Genomic DNA, 15937 nt, shown 5'->3' with positions numbered 1-15937 from the left:
GTCCGCCAGTCAAGGAAATCAGGCGGCCTCTCTAGGCAGTGCCGCCGAGGCGAGCAACCCGCCGATTTCCATCGCCAGCAAGCCCGCATCATAGTTGTAGGTGGGAACCTGCGCGCTGAGCGTGGCCAGCGCGGCATGGGCATCGATCACGCGAAGGCGCTGCAACGGGCTTGCAACGGCCAGGCGCGCCGCCAGCACGGCCCGCGCCAGGTCCAGCGTGGCGAGCAGGCGGGGCCGATCGGGCCGCGCGCCGATTTCGCTGGCGAGCGCGCCGCGCAGGGTGAACTGGGGATCCCCTTCCCCGACCAGCCGCTCCATCAGGCCATGAACCGGACCAAGCTCCTGTTCGACGAAGCCTAGCGCGGCGCCGGGCGAGCCTTCGGCCGCGGCAACGGCGGCCGCGCGGGTGGCGCTGTCGGCCTGGGGGGCGGCGCCGCTCACCACCCGGGCGACGTCGGCATCGGGCAGCGCGGGGAAGCGCACGGTGCGGCAGCGTGAGCGGATCGTGGGCAGGAGGCGGCCCGGGCGGTGGGCGACCAGCAGGAAGAAGGTTCCGGCCGGCGGTTCCTCCAGGCTCTTGAGCAGGGCGTTGACCGCGCCCTTCTCCATGTCGTCGGCCGGGTCGATGATGATCGCGCGGCGCTCGCCCAGGGTCGGCCGGGTGGTCAGCCGGTGCTGGATGGCGCGCACCTGATCGACCGAGATGTTGCGCTTGGTCTGGTAGGGGCGGCCCTCGTCCTTCTTCTTCTGCTCCTCGTCATTGGCGGGAAGCGGGGCGAGTTCGAGCACGTCGGGGTGATGGTCGGGCTGGGGCACGCCGGCCTCGGCCACCAGTTCGCGCGCGGCGGCCCGGGCGAACAGCGCCTTGCCCAACCCCTGCTTGCCAGCGAGAATCCAGGCATGGTGCATCCGGCCCGAAGCCATGGCCCCGCGCCATTCGCGCCAGGCTTCCCCATGGCCGACAAGATCGTGGCCGAGCAGGGTCATGCCAGGCGCTCCACCGCGGCAAGGATCGCCGCCTGGGTTGCCTCGCGCGGGCCATTGCCGTCGATCACGGCGAAGCGGCCCGGATCCTGCGCGGCCAGGCCGCGGAAGGCCGCGCCGACGCGGGCGTGGTATTCCGCCGGTCGCCCGCCGATGCGATCGGCCTCGTCGCCATCGCGGTGGGCGATCCGGGCGGCAGCTTCCTCGGGGCTGACCTCGATCAGCAGGGTGAGATCGGGCAGCAGGCCAAGACTGCCGACGCGGTGGAGATCCAGCAGGTCGGCATCGGCCAGCCCCCCGCCTCCGCCCTGGTAGGCTCGGCTCGAATCGAGGAACCGGTCGCAGACCACCCATTGCCCCGCCGCCAGGGCCGGGCGGATCAGCCGCTCGACATGGTCGGAGCGGGCCGCCGCGAACAACAGCGCCTCGGCCCGAGGCAACCAGCCCCCGTCTTCCACATTCGGGCCGGCGGTGTCGAGCAGCAGCTTGCGGATCGCCTCGGCCCCCGCCGTGCCACCCGGCTCGCGGGTGACGACGACCTCGCGGCCGGCGGCGCGCAGCGCCTCGGCCAGCAGCCGCGCCTGGGTGGACTTGCCCGCCCCCTCGCCGCCTTCAAAGGCGATGAACCGCCCCTGTTCCATCACGAGACTAGCCCCGCCAGGCCGTTGAGCAGCCGCCGCCAGGGGCCGGCCCTGGCCACGTCGGCCCCGGCCACCAGCGGCACCCGTTCGGGCGCGCCCTGCCCCACCCGGATTTCCAGCGCGGCCACGGCATCGCCCTTGCGGATCGGCGCGGGCAGCGGCCCGTCATAGACGAGCCTGAGCGCGACGGGCTGGCGCAGCCCGCGCGGGCTGGCGGCGGAATAGGCGGCCGGGGCGACCAGCGGCACCGAGCGTGCCTCGCCATCCTGAACCCGGGCGCTGCCCACCGTGGTTCCGGCGGCGAACAGGGGCCGGCTGTCGAAGGCGGCAAAGCCCCAGTCCATCAGGTCGGCGGCGGCGCGGGCGCGATCCTGGTGGCGGTCGGCACCGCCGATCACCATGACGAGCCGCCGCCCGTTGCGGATCGCGGAACCGAGGAAGCCGTAGCCGGCCTGGTTGGTGAAGCCGGTCTTGATCCCGTCGGCCCCTTCCAGCTTGCCCAGGATCGGATCGTGGTTGTGCTGGGTGATCCCGTTCCAGGTGGCGGTCTCGTGGCCGACATAACGATGGTAGAGATCGGGATGGCGGCGGATCATCGCCGCGCCCAGGGTGGCAAGGTCGCGGGCGGTGACATAGGTCTGCCCTTCGTCCATCCAGCCGTTGGGCGTGCCGTAGTGGCTGTTGGTCATGCCAATGCGACGGGCCTCGGCATTCATCAGGGCCACCCAGTTGGCCACGCTTCCGGCCGCCCCTTCGGCCAGGACCACGCAGCCATCGTTGGCCGAAACATTGGCGATGCCCATCAGCAAATCGTGCACCGAAACGTCATGCTCGCGGTCGAGGAACATGGTCGAACCGACCGAATGCCAATGCTTCCAGGCCTCCGCGCTCATCCGGAAGGTTTGCGCCTCGTGCAATTGCCCTCGGGCGATCAGCTCGAAGGCGACATACAGCGTCATCACCTTGGTGATCGACGCGGGCATGAACCGGCGATCTGGCTCCTTGGCATAGAGCGTCTGGCCCGAGCCGAGATCGACCAGCAGGGCCACGGGGATCGGGGCCAGTGCGGCGGGCGGATTGCGCGGATCGGCCAGGGCCGCCTGGTCAACCGCCAGCGGCGCGCTGGCCGAGAGCGGCAGGGCGACGGCCAGGGCGGCACTCGTCAGAATAAACGGCAGGCTTTTCAAGTGCGTCCGGTCCCAACCTCAGGCAGAGGCTGACCAGAGCTTGCGCCGGATGTGGCGTCAGTCAGTCGGCCCGCTGGATTCGGGCATCGCTATAGCCCGCCCCCCGCGCCTTGGCGAGGGCACCGGCGGCCTCGGCCTGCCCGCCCAGCCCGGCGATGCGGACGCGGAACAGCTTGCCCGCCGGGGTGACCGTGCCGCCAACCTGCCGTGCGGCCTTTTCCGCCCTCTCGTGGGTGGAGAAGGCGCCTACCTGGACCACCAGGGCGCCCGGTTTGCCGGGGGCTGGCTTGGCGGCCGGCTGGGCAGTCGGCTTCGGGGCAGGTTGGGGAATCGGCCCAGTCCGGGGCGAGGCCGTAGCCGTGCCAGCGAGCTTCGGGGCGGGCGTGGCGGGCGCCCTGGGAGCGGCCACCGTCGGTTTGGCCGCGACCGCTGGTTGGGCATTCGCCGGCTTCGCGGCGATCGCCGCTGAGGGTGCGGCGGCCACCGGCGTTTCGGGCGGAGCCACCGGCGGCGGCACCAGCGCCGGATCCAGCTTTCGCAGGAGCACGTTCACCAGCGACATCGGCGTATCCATGCGGAGCGGCGCGGTCTGGCGGGCGCGCAGCAGGGCACGCTCCATCTCCGGCGGATTGACCCGGCGCACCCGCACCGGGGTGCGACCATCGGCGCCAAGCTGGACCGCGGCTCCTGCCGACAGCGCCACCAGGTCGTGCCCGGTCATCGGCCCGCGCCGTTCGACCCGGGCGAGGATGGTCCGCCCGGTCCTGAGCGAGGTGACCTCAACGTAGCTGGGCAGCGGCAGGGTGCGGTGGGCCAGCGAAATGCCGGGGCCGGCTTCCGCCCCTGCCCCTGCCCCCGCCCCGGCCTCCGCCACGGCATAGCCGACCTGGTCGTAATTCATCGTATCGGACGGGCTATAGGTCACCCCATCAACCGTGAACGGCGCGCCCAGCACCATCGGATAGTCGGCCGCCGGGCCGCTGGGGGCCAGCGGCGCGGGCGCCGGGGCGCGGGCCAGCAAGGGGGCGGCAAGCGCCCCGATCCCGCCGGCAGCCAGCGCAAGGGCAATCAGGCCGAGCGCGCTCGGACGGTCAACGGGCAATCTCATCTGCAAGCAACCCCACGGACAGTGCGTAGTAGTTCGAGCAGTTATATTCGAGGATGACCCGATAATTCCCGGTTAACAGGTAGGCGGTCTGCCCCGGCCCATCCGGTTCGAGCAGGGTGGCCATGACCGTGTCGCCGATTGGCGCCAGGGTCTGCACGCCGCGCGCGCGCCATTCGGCCACGGTCAGCCAGCGGGCATGGCGGGCATGGACCCGAGGGCAATCGGGCGCGGTCAGCCGCGAGGTCACCGCGCCGCGCGCGAAGCCGGCCGGGACCAGCGCCGGCACGCCCCAGGGCTGCCCGGCCCGCCAGCCGGCATCGCGGAAATAGTTGGCGATCGAGGCCAGGGTATCGGCGCGGCTGTGCCAGATATCACGATCGCCATCGCCATCGCCGTCGACCGCGAGGCGCAGGTACATCGAGGGCAGGAACTGCGGATTGCCGAAAGCCCCGGCCCACGAGCCCTTGAGCCGTTCGCGCGGCGTCCCCTGGTCGGCCATCTTGAGCACGGCGACGAATTCATCGGCGAACAGCTCGCGCCGGCGCCCTTCATAGGCCAGGGTGGCAAGCGAGCGGGCAAGGTCGAAATCGCCGGTATAGCGCCCGTAATTGGTCTCGTGCCCCCAGATCGCCAGGAGGATCGGCACGGGCACGCCGAACCGCGCCTCGATCCCGGGGGCAAGATCGGCGACGGCGGCGCGCATCTGCCGCCCGCCCGCGATGCGCGCCGCATCGACATGGGTGCGGCGATAGGGCGCGAAGGCCGGCGCGGCGGAACTGGTGGCGGACGATCCGGGCTGCGACCGATCGAGTGCGATCACCCGGGGATTGAAGGTCAGCCCGGCGGTCATCGCCGCGATGGTCGATTCGCGCACCCCATCGCCGCGCGCCCGGGCGGCGAGCAACTGGAGATAGCCCTGGAACCCCGCCTCCTCGCCGGGCGCGGCCGTTTCGGCCGGTGCCGCCGGGCCGGGGACACCCGGATCGCGCTCGACCTGGCCCTGCGATGGCCCGGCGACCAGCACCAGCGAGGCAAGCGAGGCACCCAGGAGACGCACGAACCGGAATGATGACTGCATGGCGGCACCTTTGCACAGGGCAAGGGCCATGGGAATCCCGCGCGGGCCATGTTTGCACGGCTCATCCCTGGCGAGCGACAAGGCGTGACAAATCCGCCGTGCGGCGCTAGCGGCGACTTGCCTCGCAGTGCGGACAGGTGGCCGAGTGGTTTAAGGCAGCGGTCTTGAAAACCGCCGTGGGCGCAAGCTCACCGTGGGTTCGAATCCCACCCTGTCCGCCAGCGCGATGGCTTTGGGCGCAGGCTGGACCATGCGCCAACCATGCTCGACAAACCGCTGAAAACCATTACGAAGTCGCGCAGGGACGAACCTGCGCGATCGCGGCCCATCGCGGCGCCGGGCGCGGGTGTCGGCAGGGATTCGGACGGAGCATCGTGCCAGGCATCACGCAAGAACCGCCATCGCGCTGGCGTGATCGCCTCAGCCGCCTGATCCTGCGTCAGCGCAGCCCTGCCCGCAAGCTCGCGCTGACCCTGGCCTGGCTGGCCCTTGCGACGATCGTGCGCTGGGCGCTCGATCAAGGCGCCATGGGCGTGCCGTTCCTCACCTTCTATCCGGTGGTGCTGGTCTCGGCCCTGCTGCTGGGCGGGCGCTATGCCGTGCTGAGCGCGGTGGCCTCGCTGCTCATCGCCCGGTTCCTGTTCTCCATCGACCCGCTGCACATGGCCGAAACGCCGGTGCGGGTGGCGATGTTCCTGCTCTATTGCCTGACGGTGAGCATTGTGGTCGTCGTCGGCGCCTTCGTTCGCCAGCTCCTGCTGGAAAGCGAGGCGCATATCGACCAGGCCGAGGCCTTCAACGCCGAATTGCAGCATCGCGCCCGCAATGCCCGGCAGGTGCTGCGCGCGCTGATCGGGCGCAGGCCGGCCCCCGGCGAGGATGCGGCCACCTACCATGCCAATCTCGTTGGCCGGCTCGAGGCCTATGGCAAGGCCAGCGACCTGCTGCGCCACGGGGCGATTGACAGCGCTGGCCTGGGCGAGCTGGTCGCCACCGCGACCGCCCCCTTCGATGACGGACGCATCCGCCGGTCGGGGCCGGATTGCCGGCTGCACAAGGCCACCGCCATGGCGCTGGTCATGGCCTTGCACGAACTGGCCACCAATGCGGTGAAGTACGGGGCGCTGTCCGCCGCCGCCGGAACGGTGGCGATCACCTGGCAGGTGCTTGGCGCCGGGCTCATCGGGCTTGAATGGCGCGAGGACGGCGGCCCCTCGGTCATCCCGCCCGTAAAGCGCGGGATGGGCTCGCGGCTCCTGCGCCCGCATGGCGGCCTTGCCGAAGTGGCGTTCGACTGGAACCCGGCCGGCCTCGTCTGCCGGATGAAACTCAATGGCGAGACTGCGGCCGCATCGTATACGGCCACTTAACCAGGCCCTGCTAGCAATCCCTTGCCGACAAGGGGAATGGCGGGCGCAGCGTGACCGAGATGGCGGGCAGGACCGGGACCGAACGGCATCGGGTGCGGGCGCGGCGTGCTCCGCTTACCCTCCCCTGCGACATCCGCCAGGGCCAGCGCCCCTGGGCGCGCAGCCGCCTGCTCAACCTGTCGGAAACCGGGTTCTGCATCGTCTGGCTGCCGGCGCTGGACCTGACCCGCGGGATGTGGCTGCGGATCCCCGGCCTGCAAGCGCTCAAGGCCAATATCCGCTGGCGCAGCGGCGCGACGATAGGCTGCGAATTCGAGCAGCGCCTGCATCCGGCCGTGTTCGACCACATCGTGCGCCAGGCCAATTCCGGTCCCGGTGGCCTGCCCGCACAGATGTGGTCGGCGTAATCCGTCGTGTGCGGAAATGGCCGGATGGCCTTTCCGCCCCCGATCAGATGTGGATCGCCCGGCCGTAGGCGGCGAGCACGCTTTCGTGCATCGCTTCCGAGATGGTCGGGTGCGGGAACACGCTCTGCATCAGTTCGGCCTCGGTGGTCTCCAGCGTGCGGCCGACCACGAAGCCCTGGATCATCTCGGTCACTTCCGCGCCGATCATGTGGGCGCCCAGCAGTTCGCCGGTCTTCGCGTCGAACACGGTCTTCACGAAGCCTTCCGGTTCGCCCAGCGCAATGGCCTTGCCGTTGCCGATGAACGGGAAATTGCCGACCTTCACCTCGTGGCCGGCTTCCCTGGCCCTGGCCTCGGTCAGCCCCACGCTGGCAATCTGGGGGTGGCAGTAGGTGCAGCCCGGGATGTTGCCCCGATCGAGCGGGTGCGGGTGAACCTCGGCATTGCCCAGTTCCTGCGCGATCGCCTCGGCGGCGGTGACGCCCTCGTGGCTGGCCTTGTGCGCGAGCCACGGCCCGTCGGTCACGTCGCCGATCGCCCAGACGCCGGGGACATTGGTGCGGCCATAGCCGTCGGTCTTGATGTGGAAGCGCTTGTCCGGCTCGATCCCCAGATCTTCCAGGCCGATGGCCTCGACATTGGGGACGATGCCCACGGCCACGATCACGTGGCTGAAGCTCTCGCTCGTCTCCTTGCCGTCCTTGTCCTTGATCGCCACGGTGACCGCATCGGCCCCGGGGGTGATCGCGCCGACGCTGGCCTTGGTGAGGATGGTCATGCCCTGCTTCTTCAGCGCCTTCTCGAGGAAGGCCGAAACTTCGGCATCTTCCACCGGCACGATCCGGTCCATCATCTCGACCACGGTAACCTGGCTGCCCATGTCGTTGTAGAAACTGGCAAACTCGATCCCGATAGCGCCCGAGCCGATCACCAGAAGCTTCGAGGGCAGTTCGCTCGGCGTCATCGCGTGGCGATAGGTCCAGATGCGCTGGCCATCGGACTTGGCCTTGGGCAATTCGCGGGCGCGGGCGCCGGTGGCGATGATGATGTGCTTGGCCTCAAGCACCTCGGTGCCCTTCTCGCCGGTGACTTCGAGCCGGCCCTTGCCCACCAGCTTGCCGGACCCCATGTGGACCGTGATCCGGTTCTTCTTCATCAGCCCGGTCACGCCCTTGTTGAGCTGGCTGGCCACGCCGCGCGAACGGGCAACGATGGCGGCAAGATCGGCGGTGATGTTGTCGGCGGCCAGGCCGTAGGCCTTGGCGTGCTTCATCTGGTTGAACACTTCGGCCGAACGCAGCAGCGCCTTGGTGGGGATGCAGCCCCAGTTGAGACAGATGCCGCCCAGGTTCTCGCGTTCCACGATCGCCGTCTTCAGCCCGAGCTGCGCCGCGCGGATTGCCGCGACATAGCCACCGGGACCCGAACCGAGAACAATCACGTCGTATGCTTCAGCCACAGACCTACTCCTGAGTGCCGGCGTTCAATCAACCAATCTCGGCCGCCCGTTATCGTCTAATGCCACGAAGGTGAACACCGCTTGCGTCACCTTGTGCTGTTCATCCTCGTAGCGATGCCTGCGCCACGCCTCGACCGCCATGGTGATCGAGGTGCGCCCGACGCGGGTGATCTCGCAATAGACCGACACCTCGTCGCCGACCTTGACCGGCAGGTGGAACTGCATCCCGTCCATCGCCACGGTCGCCACCGGCCCGCGCGCGCGGCGCGCCGCGATCAAGCCGGCCCCCATGTCCATCAGGCTCATCAGCCAGCCGCCAAAGATATCGCCATTGGCATTGGTATCGGCCGGCATGGCGGCGGTGCGGATGGCGGGTTCGCGGGTCATGCCGCAGGCCCGCCCGGCCGGGGGAGCGGCCGGGACGCGCCCATCAGGCCACCAGCCCCAGCGGCTTTTCGCACAGCTCGCGGAAGGCGGCCATCAGGCGCGCACCGTCGGCCCCATCCACCGCGCGGTGATCGAAGCTGCCGGTCACGGTCATGGCCTGGGCCACGCCCAGCGTGCCATCGCCCATGACCCAGGGCCGCTTCTCGCCCGCGCCCACCGCCAGGATGGTCGATTGCGGCGGGTTGATCACGGCGGTGAACTGCCTGATCCCCATCATGCCCATGTTGGAGATGCTGGCGGTTCCGCCCTGATATTCATCGGGCTGGAGCTTGCCCTCCTTGGCCCGCGCGCCCAGGTCCTTCATCGCCGCCGCGATCGAGGACAGGCTGCGCCCGTTGGCGTCCTGCACGATCGGGGTGATCAGGCCGCCGGGGATCGAGACGGCCACCGAAACGTCGGCGCGTTCATAACGGATGATCTCGTTGCCGGCGAAGGTCACGTTGCATTCGGGCACGGCGATCAGCGCCTTGCCCAGCGCCTTGATCAGCATATCGTTGACCGAAAGCTTCACGCCCTCGGCGGCGAGCGCGTCGTTCAGCTCGGCGCGCAGGGCCAGCAGCTTGTCGAGCCGCACGTCGACCGTGAGATAGATGTGCGGCGCTTCCTGCATCGACTGGGCCAGCCGCCGGGCGATGGTCTTCCGCATATTCGACAGGCGCTCCACCCGGTGCGGCACCCGCGCATCGAGCAGGGCCAGCGTTTCGGGTGCGGCGGCCTTGCTTCCGGCGGCAGCAGCAGCCGGCGCGACGGGGCGGGCGACGGGCGCGGCCGGGGCGGCGGGCGCCTTGGGAGCCGTGCCCGGGGCGATCCCTTCAAGGTCGGCGCGGACCACGCGGCCGTTCGGCCCGGTGCCCTTGATCGCCGCGATATCCACCCCGCGTTCCGCCGCGAGCCGGCGGGCCAGCGGACTGGCGACCAGACGCGCGCCAGCGGGAGCCTCGGCCCTGGCGGGGGCGGCCGGTGCGGACGCGGCCGGAGCCGTGGCCGCCGGCGCGGGTTCGGCCTTGGCGACAGCCGCCGGTTTTTCCGGCGCCGGAGCAGGGGCCGCAACCGCAGCGGGAGCAGGCGTTGCCGCTTCGTCGTCGCCGGCCAGCACGGCGATCACCGTGCCCACCTTGACCCCGCCCGTGCCGCCCGGAACGGTGATGGACTGGATCGTGCCCTCGTCCACCGCCTCGAATTCCATGGTCGCCTTGTCGGTCTCGATCTCGGCCAGAACGTCACCGGCGGCAACCCGATCTCCCTCCTTGACCAGCCACTTGGCTAGCGTACCCTCTTCCATGGTGGGCGAGAGTGCGGGCATCTTGATTTCGATCGGCATGGTCCGGCGCGCTCCGACAGGCTTCCTCTTCAAGAAGCGCTGGTGGACCGCCACGTCGGACGCCGCAAGGCGAAATGCCAATTTTTAGCCATATCGGCGATTTAATACGTAAGGCACCGCAAGATGAGAACCTATCTGGTGATCATGGACGAAACCGCCGAGGCCGGCACAGCCCTGCGCTTCGCCTCGCGCCGCGCGGCGAAAACCGGGGGCGACCTGCAACTGCTCGCGCTGGTCCCGCGCCAGCAGTTCGTCGCCTTCGGCGGGGTCCAGGCCACGATCGAGGAGGAAGCCCGCAGCCGCGCCGAGGTGCTGATCACCTCGCTGGCCGGCAACGTCTTTTCCGAAAGCGGCAAGATGCCGGCCATCGCCGTGCGCCAGGGCGATGGGGTCAAGGTCGTGACCGACTACCTGGCCGACCACCCCGAAGTGGCCGCCCTGGTGCTGGGCGCCGCCGCCGAAGGCAGCCCCGGCCCTCTGGTCACCTGGTTTTCAGGCGCCGGCATCGGCACCCTGCCCTGCCCGCTCTACATCGTCCCCGCCTCGCTTGATGAAAGCCGGCTCGACGATCTGAGTTGAACCGCGCGGCCCAACCGCAAGGGCGCGCCTGCGCCGCCTATTTGCGCCGGCGCCCCTGATGACGGATGTTCCCCGGCCGGCCGCGCTGGCCCACCACATGGCCGCCGCGCTTCTTCAGCACCATCGGCCGCCCGCGCTGCTCCACCCGGCCCTCGGCATCGGGCAGCTCGAACTTGAGCGCGCCGGTCAGCGGATTGGCCTCGGCCAGCCTGAGGTCCAGCACCTGGCCCACGGCATAGGTCTTGCGGCTTTCCCCGCCCACCAGCACCTGCGCCTTCTCGTCGAAGTGGAAATGCTCGTCGCCCAGGGTCGAGACCGGAACCAGCCCGTCGCCGCCAAGGCCGACGATCGTGGCGAAGAAGCCGAACTTGCGAACCCCGGTGATCCGGGTCGGGAAGACCTCGCCCACCCGCGCCGAAAGCCAGGCCGCGACATAGCGGTCGATCGTCTCGCGCTCGGCCATCATCGCCCGCCGCTCGGCCGTGCTGATCGCATCGGTCACGCGCGAAAGGTCGTGGCGGTCGCGCTCGGCCAGCCCTGAATGGGCCGGCACGCCGCCACCATCCCTTGGGCCGGCCAACGGCTGCTCCAGCCCGAAGGCATCGACCAGCGCGCGGTGGACCAGCAGGTCGGAATAGCGCCGGATGGGCGAAGTGAAATGCGCGTAGGAACCCAGCGCCAGGCCGAAGTGCCCGGCATTGCGCGGGCCGTAATAGGCCTGGGTCTGGCTGCGGAGCACGGCCTCCATCACCAGCAGCTTTTCGGTATCGTCGCCGATGTCCTTGAGCATCCGGTTGAACAGGCCCGGGGTGATCACCTGCCCCAGCGCCAGCTCGCGGTCGAAGGTGGCCAGATAGTCCTTCAGCGCCACCAGCTTCTCCCGGCTCGGCGGCTCGTGGATGCGGTAGACCACCGGAGCGGTGCGGCTTTCCAGCGCCTTGGCCGCGGCGACATTGGCCGAGATCATGAAATCCTCCACCACCCGGTGGGCATCGAGGCGTTCGCGCACCGCGATCTCGGCGATGCGCCCTTGCGGATCGAGCACCACCCGCCGCTCGGGCAGTTCGAGGTCCAGCGGATCGCGCGCGCCGCGCGCCTTTTCCAGCAGGCGCCAGGCGGCCCACAGGTTGGCAAGATGGGGCTGGGCCTCGCCCGCATCGATCCGCCGCTGGGCTTCCTCGTAGGCGATCACCTCGGCGATCCGCACCAGCGCGCGGGTGAAGCGGAACTCCTGCACCCGGCCATGCTCGTCGATCCGCATATGGCAGGCCATGGCCGCGCGATCCTCGCCCGAACGCAGCGAACAGACGTCGGCCGACAGCACCTCGGGCAGCATCGGCACCACCCGGTCGGGGAAATAGACCGAATTGCCGCGCTTCCTCGCCTCGCGGTCAAGCGCGGTGCCCGGGCGCACATAGAAGCTGACATCGGCAATCGCCACCACGGCCCTGAACCCGCCGGCGCCGTCCGGCTCGGCCCAGATCGCATCGTCATGGTCGCGCGCGTCGGAGGGGTCGATGGCGACGATCGGCAGGTGGCGCAGATCCTCGCGCGCTTCCGGCGCCAGGGCCAGCTGGGCGGCAACCTCGCCCTCCTCCAGCACCTCGCTGGCGAACACGTGGGGGATGCCATGCTTGTGGATGGCGATCAGGCTGAAGGCGCGCGGGGCCAGCGGATCGCCCAGCACGGCGGTGACTTTCACCCCATGCCGGGGCGAGCGCCCGGCCGGCTCGGCCAGGACCAGCTGGCCTTCCTCGGCCCCGCCCAGGTCGGAAATGGGCATGGCATTGCGAACGCGCTTGTCCACCGGGGCGAGCCAGCCTTTCCCCGTGCCGTCCAGTTCAACCACGCCCAGCACCTGCTCGTCATGAGCGGCCAGCTTCTTCATCGGATGGGCGATCAGGCCTTTCCCGGCCTCCTCGGTGCGCGCCAGCACCCGGTCGCCCGGCTTGAGCGCGGCCTCGCGCCGCCCCTTTTCCACCACCCGCAGGCGCGGCGGCGGCGTGGCGTCATCGGGCTGCCAGCTATCGGGAATGGCATAGGCCTCGCCATCCTCGATCTCGACCACGCGCAGCACGGTCACGCGCGGCACGCCGCCCATGCGGTGGAAGGCGCTGCGGTTGCCGTCGATCAGGCCTTCATCGGCCATGTCGCGCAGCAAGGCCTTGAGCTGGATCTTCTCCTGCCCCTTCAGCCCGAAGGCCTTGGCGATCTCGCGCTTGCCGGCCGGCTCGTCGGACTGAGCGATGAAGTCCAGCACCTGCTGGCGACTGGGCAGCCCGGGGGCATGGCGCGCGGGCTTGGGCTTGGGCTTGGGCTTGGGCTTCTTGCTGTGTTCCTTGGACATGGACAAGCCTTGGCCGCAAACCGCACGATTGACAATCGCGCGCCGCGCCCGACAGTTCCGGGCCATGCGAACTTCCTTGCGCGCCGCCCTGCTCCCCACCACCCTGCTGGCCGCCCCCGCTGCCGCCGCGCCTACGCTCGATGCGGTGATGGGGCCGGTCCTCACCCAGCCGGCCGATGCCGCCGCCATCGCCCGGCGCTGCGATTCCTGGATGGCCGCGATCGCCGCCCGCCAGGCCGCGCTCGAGGCCGAAACCGGCCCGGCCACCACGGTCCGCACGCTGCAAGCCTATGACGATATCGCCAACCTCATCGCCTCGGCCGCCGGCGAATTCGGAATGCTGCGCGAGGTCATGGCCGACGACGCCCGCCGCTCGGCCGCCGCCGCCTGCGAAGTGCGCGCCGCCAATGCCCAGACCCGCCTCACCCTTTCGCGCAAGGCCTATGACCGGCTGAAGGCGATCGCCCCGCCCGCCGATCCGGCCACCGCGCTCTATCTTTCCCGCACGCTCGGCACTTTCGAGCGCGCCGGCGTCGCCCTGCCCGAGGCCGATCGCGCCCGCGCCCAGGCGCTTCAGGATCGCATCGCCGAGGTGGGCACGGCCTTCGAGAAAGCCATCGCCGATGGCCGCAAGACCGTTCTGGCCGATCCTGCCGAGCTGGCCGGCCTGCCCGCCGATTTCCTCGCCGCCCACCCGCCGGGGCCGGACGGCAAGGTGGTGATCTCCACCGATTACCCCGACCTGTTCCCGGTCCTCGCCTATGCGACCAGCGAAAGCCTGCGCCGCCGGCTGTTCGAGGCCAATGTCACCCGCGCCTGGCCAGAAAACGATGCCCGGCTGCGCGATCTGCTCAACCTGCGCGATCAATTCGCCCGCCTGCTCGGCCGCAAGGACCACGCCAGCCTCACACTGGAAGACAAGATGCTCGACACCCCGGGCAAGGTCGAAACCCTCCTCGGACAGATGGCCGAGGCCGCCCGCCCGGCCAGCGACCGCGACTATGCCCGCAAGCTCGCCGTCTACCAGCTCGATCACCCCGGCGCGCAGGCCTTCCTGCCCTGGGACAATGCCTGGCTCACCAACCTCGTCCAGAAGCGCGATTTCGCCTATGACCGGCAGGAAGCGCGCCAATACTTCGCCTATGACCAGGTGCGCGACGGCATCCTCGCGCTGACCGCCGACCTGTTCGGGGTGACCATCCGGCCCTGGAAAACCTCGGTGTGGAACCCGCAGGTGGAAGCTTACGAGATGCTCGACCGCTCAGGCCCGCGCGCCGGAAAGGTCATCGGCCGGTTCTATTTCGACAGCCACCCGCGCCCCGGCAAGTACAACCACGCCAACATGATCAACCTGCGCCAGGGCGTCGCCGGCAAGGCGATTCCCGTCGGCGTCCTCGTCATGAACTTGCCGGCCGGCGGTCATGCCACCGGCCTGATGGAACATGGCGACGTCACCACCTTCCTCCACGAATTCGGCCATATGCTGCACCACCTGTTCGGCGGTCAGACCGCGCGCTGGGCCGGGCAAAGCGGGGTCGCCACCGAATGGGACTTCGTGGAAGCGCCCAGCCAGATGCTGGAAGAATGGGTCTACGACTACGATACCCTCGCCCGCTTCGCCAAAAACGCCAAAGGCGAAGCGATCCCGCGCGCGCTGGTCGAAAAGATGAACCGCGCCCGCTATTTCGACCAGGGCATGGCCGATATGCGCCAGCTTGCCCTGTCGAACATCTCGCTGCGCTATCACCAGGGACCGGCCCCGGCCGATCTCGGCGCCCGGATGCGCGAGCTGGACGCCCAGTACAACCCCCTGCCCGCCCCGGCCTTCAGCCAGTTCCAGGACAGCTTCGGCCACCTCAACGGCTATTCGGCGATCTACTACACCTACCGCTGGTCGAAGGTCATCGCCGACGACCTGTTCACCCGGTTCGCAAAGGAAGGCCTGCGAAACCCGGCCACCGCGCGCGACTATCGCCGCAAGGTTCTGGAACCGGGCGGAGCCAGGCCGGCGGCGGCGCTGGTGGCGGATTTCCTGGGGCGGCCGATCAGCCTCGATGCCTACCGGGCCGAGATGACGAAAGACCGGTGAGCGCGGAGCAAGTCCACAGTCCGGACGACCGGGCGCTCACCCGCGCGAGAGGTGATCGAGATCGCGCCAATGGCTGTCGTCGCGGCGGGTGAAACCGAGGTCGGTGGCGATGGCGTCAAGCTGTTGGTCGAGCCGCGCTTCCCAATCCACCATGAACAGCGGCAAGCGCACCGCCTTGCCCAGCGCGATGCCATCGGCCAGCGCATCGTACACATGGGGCATGGCCGCCGGGTAATGGAGCTGCGAGCGCATCAGGCGGGCGGCGCAGATGAAGTTGGGGATCAGGTTGAGGAAGTGGGCCAGAGCCGGCGTGAAATAGCCGGTGTCCGTCGCCCCGGTGGCGGTCGCGAGGGCCAGCTCGCCAAGGTCGTTGGCGCCATAGCCCGTGACGATGTGCTGGATGTCGTGGGTGTGCGCCCGCTGGATCAGGATGTAGTCCACGTCGTTGTCGATCTCGCGCTGGTCGCGGAATTCGATCTTCATGCCCGAGTTGAGCAGGAAATCACGGATCGCCGCGCCCAGCGTGCCAGGAGCATTGTGGGCCATGGCGGCCGGATCGTAGTGCGCGATCCGGCGGGCGCCCAGCCAGTCGCGGAATTCGGGATTGCCGGCCTTCTCGGCCTCCACGGCCTGGCAGAACTCGTCCGGGTCGATCACGTCGTAGACCGCGCGGAACATGGCCGGCTGGCAGTAGTTGAGCGGCAGGTCCGGCCCCATCCGGCGCAGCGAGGTCATCGCCCAGGCATCGCGGAACAGCGGGCTGTTGAGGAATTTGGAGCTCGAGGTCAGCACGCTGGAAACGGCCGGCTGCGTGCCACCGGTGAGATAGGCGGTTTCAGCCTTGCTGAACGGGCGCAGCATCCGTGGCGCGGGCAGCCCCTTGCCGGTCGACGCGGTCATGATTGGCGGCCTTTCCGGGC

Annotated in this window: 14 protein-coding genes and 1 tRNA gene; 5 read left to right on the top strand and 10 right to left on the bottom strand. The window is 69.6% G+C overall.

The window, feature by feature from the left end:
* Positions 1-18: 18 nt before the first annotated feature.
* The 5 genes from ACFOD9_RS09430 to ACFOD9_RS09410 form a co-directional block, all read right to left on the bottom strand.
* Positions 19-987 (bottom strand): AAA family ATPase, encoded by a 969-nt coding sequence (locus ACFOD9_RS09430; protein WP_379509830.1) that lies wholly within the window; start codon positions 985-987, stop codon positions 19-21.
* Complete coding sequence (tmk, locus tag ACFOD9_RS09425) at positions 984-1625, bottom strand: dTMP kinase (protein WP_379509829.1); 642 nt, start codon at positions 1623-1625, stop codon at positions 984-986. Before tmk ends, ACFOD9_RS09430 begins: the two co-directional genes overlap by 4 nt.
* Entirely contained in the window at positions 1625-2812 is a 1188-nt protein-coding gene (locus ACFOD9_RS09420) for a D-alanyl-D-alanine carboxypeptidase family protein (protein ID WP_379509828.1), read from the bottom strand. Before ACFOD9_RS09420 ends, tmk begins: the two co-directional genes overlap by 1 nt.
* 61 nt (positions 2813-2873) lie before the next feature.
* Positions 2874-3920, bottom strand: a complete 1047-nt coding sequence (locus ACFOD9_RS09415; RefSeq protein ID WP_379509827.1) for an SPOR domain-containing protein — start codon at positions 3918-3920, stop codon at positions 2874-2876.
* Positions 3904-4998 carry a lytic murein transglycosylase gene (locus tag ACFOD9_RS09410; protein ID WP_379509826.1) on the bottom strand — a complete coding sequence of 365 codons (1095 nt, stop codon included), beginning with the start codon at positions 4996-4998 and terminating at the stop codon, positions 3904-3906. The genes ACFOD9_RS09415 and ACFOD9_RS09410 overlap by 17 nt, the downstream gene beginning before the upstream one ends.
* A 131-nt stretch (positions 4999-5129) precedes the next feature.
* Between ACFOD9_RS09410 and ACFOD9_RS09405 the strand changes: the two genes are divergently transcribed.
* The 3 genes from ACFOD9_RS09405 (at position 5130) to ACFOD9_RS09395 (ending at position 6775) form a co-directional block, all read left to right on the top strand.
* Positions 5130-5219 (top strand) — tRNA-Ser (locus ACFOD9_RS09405).
* Between the two features lie 153 nt (positions 5220-5372).
* Positions 5373-6368 (top strand): sensor histidine kinase, encoded by a 996-nt coding sequence (locus tag ACFOD9_RS09400; protein ID WP_379509825.1) that lies wholly within the window; start codon positions 5373-5375, stop codon positions 6366-6368.
* 59 nt (positions 6369-6427) lie between these two features.
* Complete coding sequence (locus ACFOD9_RS09395) at positions 6428-6775, top strand: PilZ domain-containing protein (protein WP_379509824.1); 348 nt, start codon at positions 6428-6430, stop codon at positions 6773-6775.
* 43 nt (positions 6776-6818) lie between these two features.
* Here ACFOD9_RS09395 and lpdA read toward each other — a convergent pair whose 3' ends face one another.
* From lpdA to ACFOD9_RS09380, 3 genes are read right to left on the bottom strand one after another with little or no spacing between them, the layout of a single operon-like run.
* Entirely contained in the window at positions 6819-8234 is a 1416-nt protein-coding gene (gene lpdA, locus ACFOD9_RS09390) for a dihydrolipoyl dehydrogenase (RefSeq protein WP_379509823.1), read from the bottom strand.
* A gap of 24 nt (positions 8235-8258) precedes the next feature.
* Positions 8259-8621, bottom strand: a complete 363-nt coding sequence (locus tag ACFOD9_RS09385; RefSeq protein WP_379509822.1) for an acyl-CoA thioesterase — start codon at positions 8619-8621, stop codon at positions 8259-8261.
* A gap of 43 nt (positions 8622-8664) precedes the next feature.
* Positions 8665-10002: a pyruvate dehydrogenase complex dihydrolipoamide acetyltransferase gene (locus tag ACFOD9_RS09380; protein ID WP_379509821.1), complete on the bottom strand. Its 1338-nt coding sequence runs from the start codon at positions 10000-10002 to the stop codon at positions 8665-8667.
* A 123-nt stretch (positions 10003-10125) separates the two neighbouring features.
* On the opposite strand from ACFOD9_RS09380, the gene ACFOD9_RS09375 reads away from it, so the two are divergent.
* Positions 10126-10581 carry a universal stress protein gene (locus tag ACFOD9_RS09375; RefSeq protein WP_379509820.1) on the top strand — a complete coding sequence of 152 codons (456 nt, stop codon included), beginning with the start codon at positions 10126-10128 and terminating at the stop codon, positions 10579-10581.
* A 37-nt stretch (positions 10582-10618) separates the two neighbouring features.
* Here ACFOD9_RS09375 and ACFOD9_RS09370 read toward each other — a convergent pair whose 3' ends face one another.
* Complete coding sequence (locus tag ACFOD9_RS09370; protein ID WP_379509819.1) at positions 10619-12928, bottom strand: ribonuclease R family protein; 2310 nt, start codon at positions 12926-12928, stop codon at positions 10619-10621.
* A gap of 64 nt (positions 12929-12992) precedes the next feature.
* Here ACFOD9_RS09370 and ACFOD9_RS09365 point away from each other — a divergent pair, with 64 nt between their 5' ends.
* Positions 12993-15017, top strand: a complete 2025-nt coding sequence (locus tag ACFOD9_RS09365; protein ID WP_379509818.1) for a M3 family metallopeptidase — start codon at positions 12993-12995, stop codon at positions 15015-15017.
* A gap of 36 nt (positions 15018-15053) precedes the next feature.
* On the opposite strand, the gene ACFOD9_RS09360 is transcribed toward ACFOD9_RS09365, so the two are convergent.
* A complete protein-coding gene (locus ACFOD9_RS09360) occupies positions 15054-15917 on the bottom strand; it encodes a Coq4 family protein (protein ID WP_379509817.1) in 864 nt (287 codons plus the stop codon).
* Between the last annotated feature and the right edge of the window lie 20 nt (positions 15918-15937).

The sequence above is a fragment of the Novosphingobium bradum genome (assembly GCF_042646485.1).
In the GTDB taxonomy this organism is placed as follows: domain Bacteria; phylum Pseudomonadota; class Alphaproteobacteria; order Sphingomonadales; family Sphingomonadaceae; genus Novosphingobium; species Novosphingobium bradum.
This window is presented reverse-complemented; position numbering and strand designations above follow the sequence as displayed.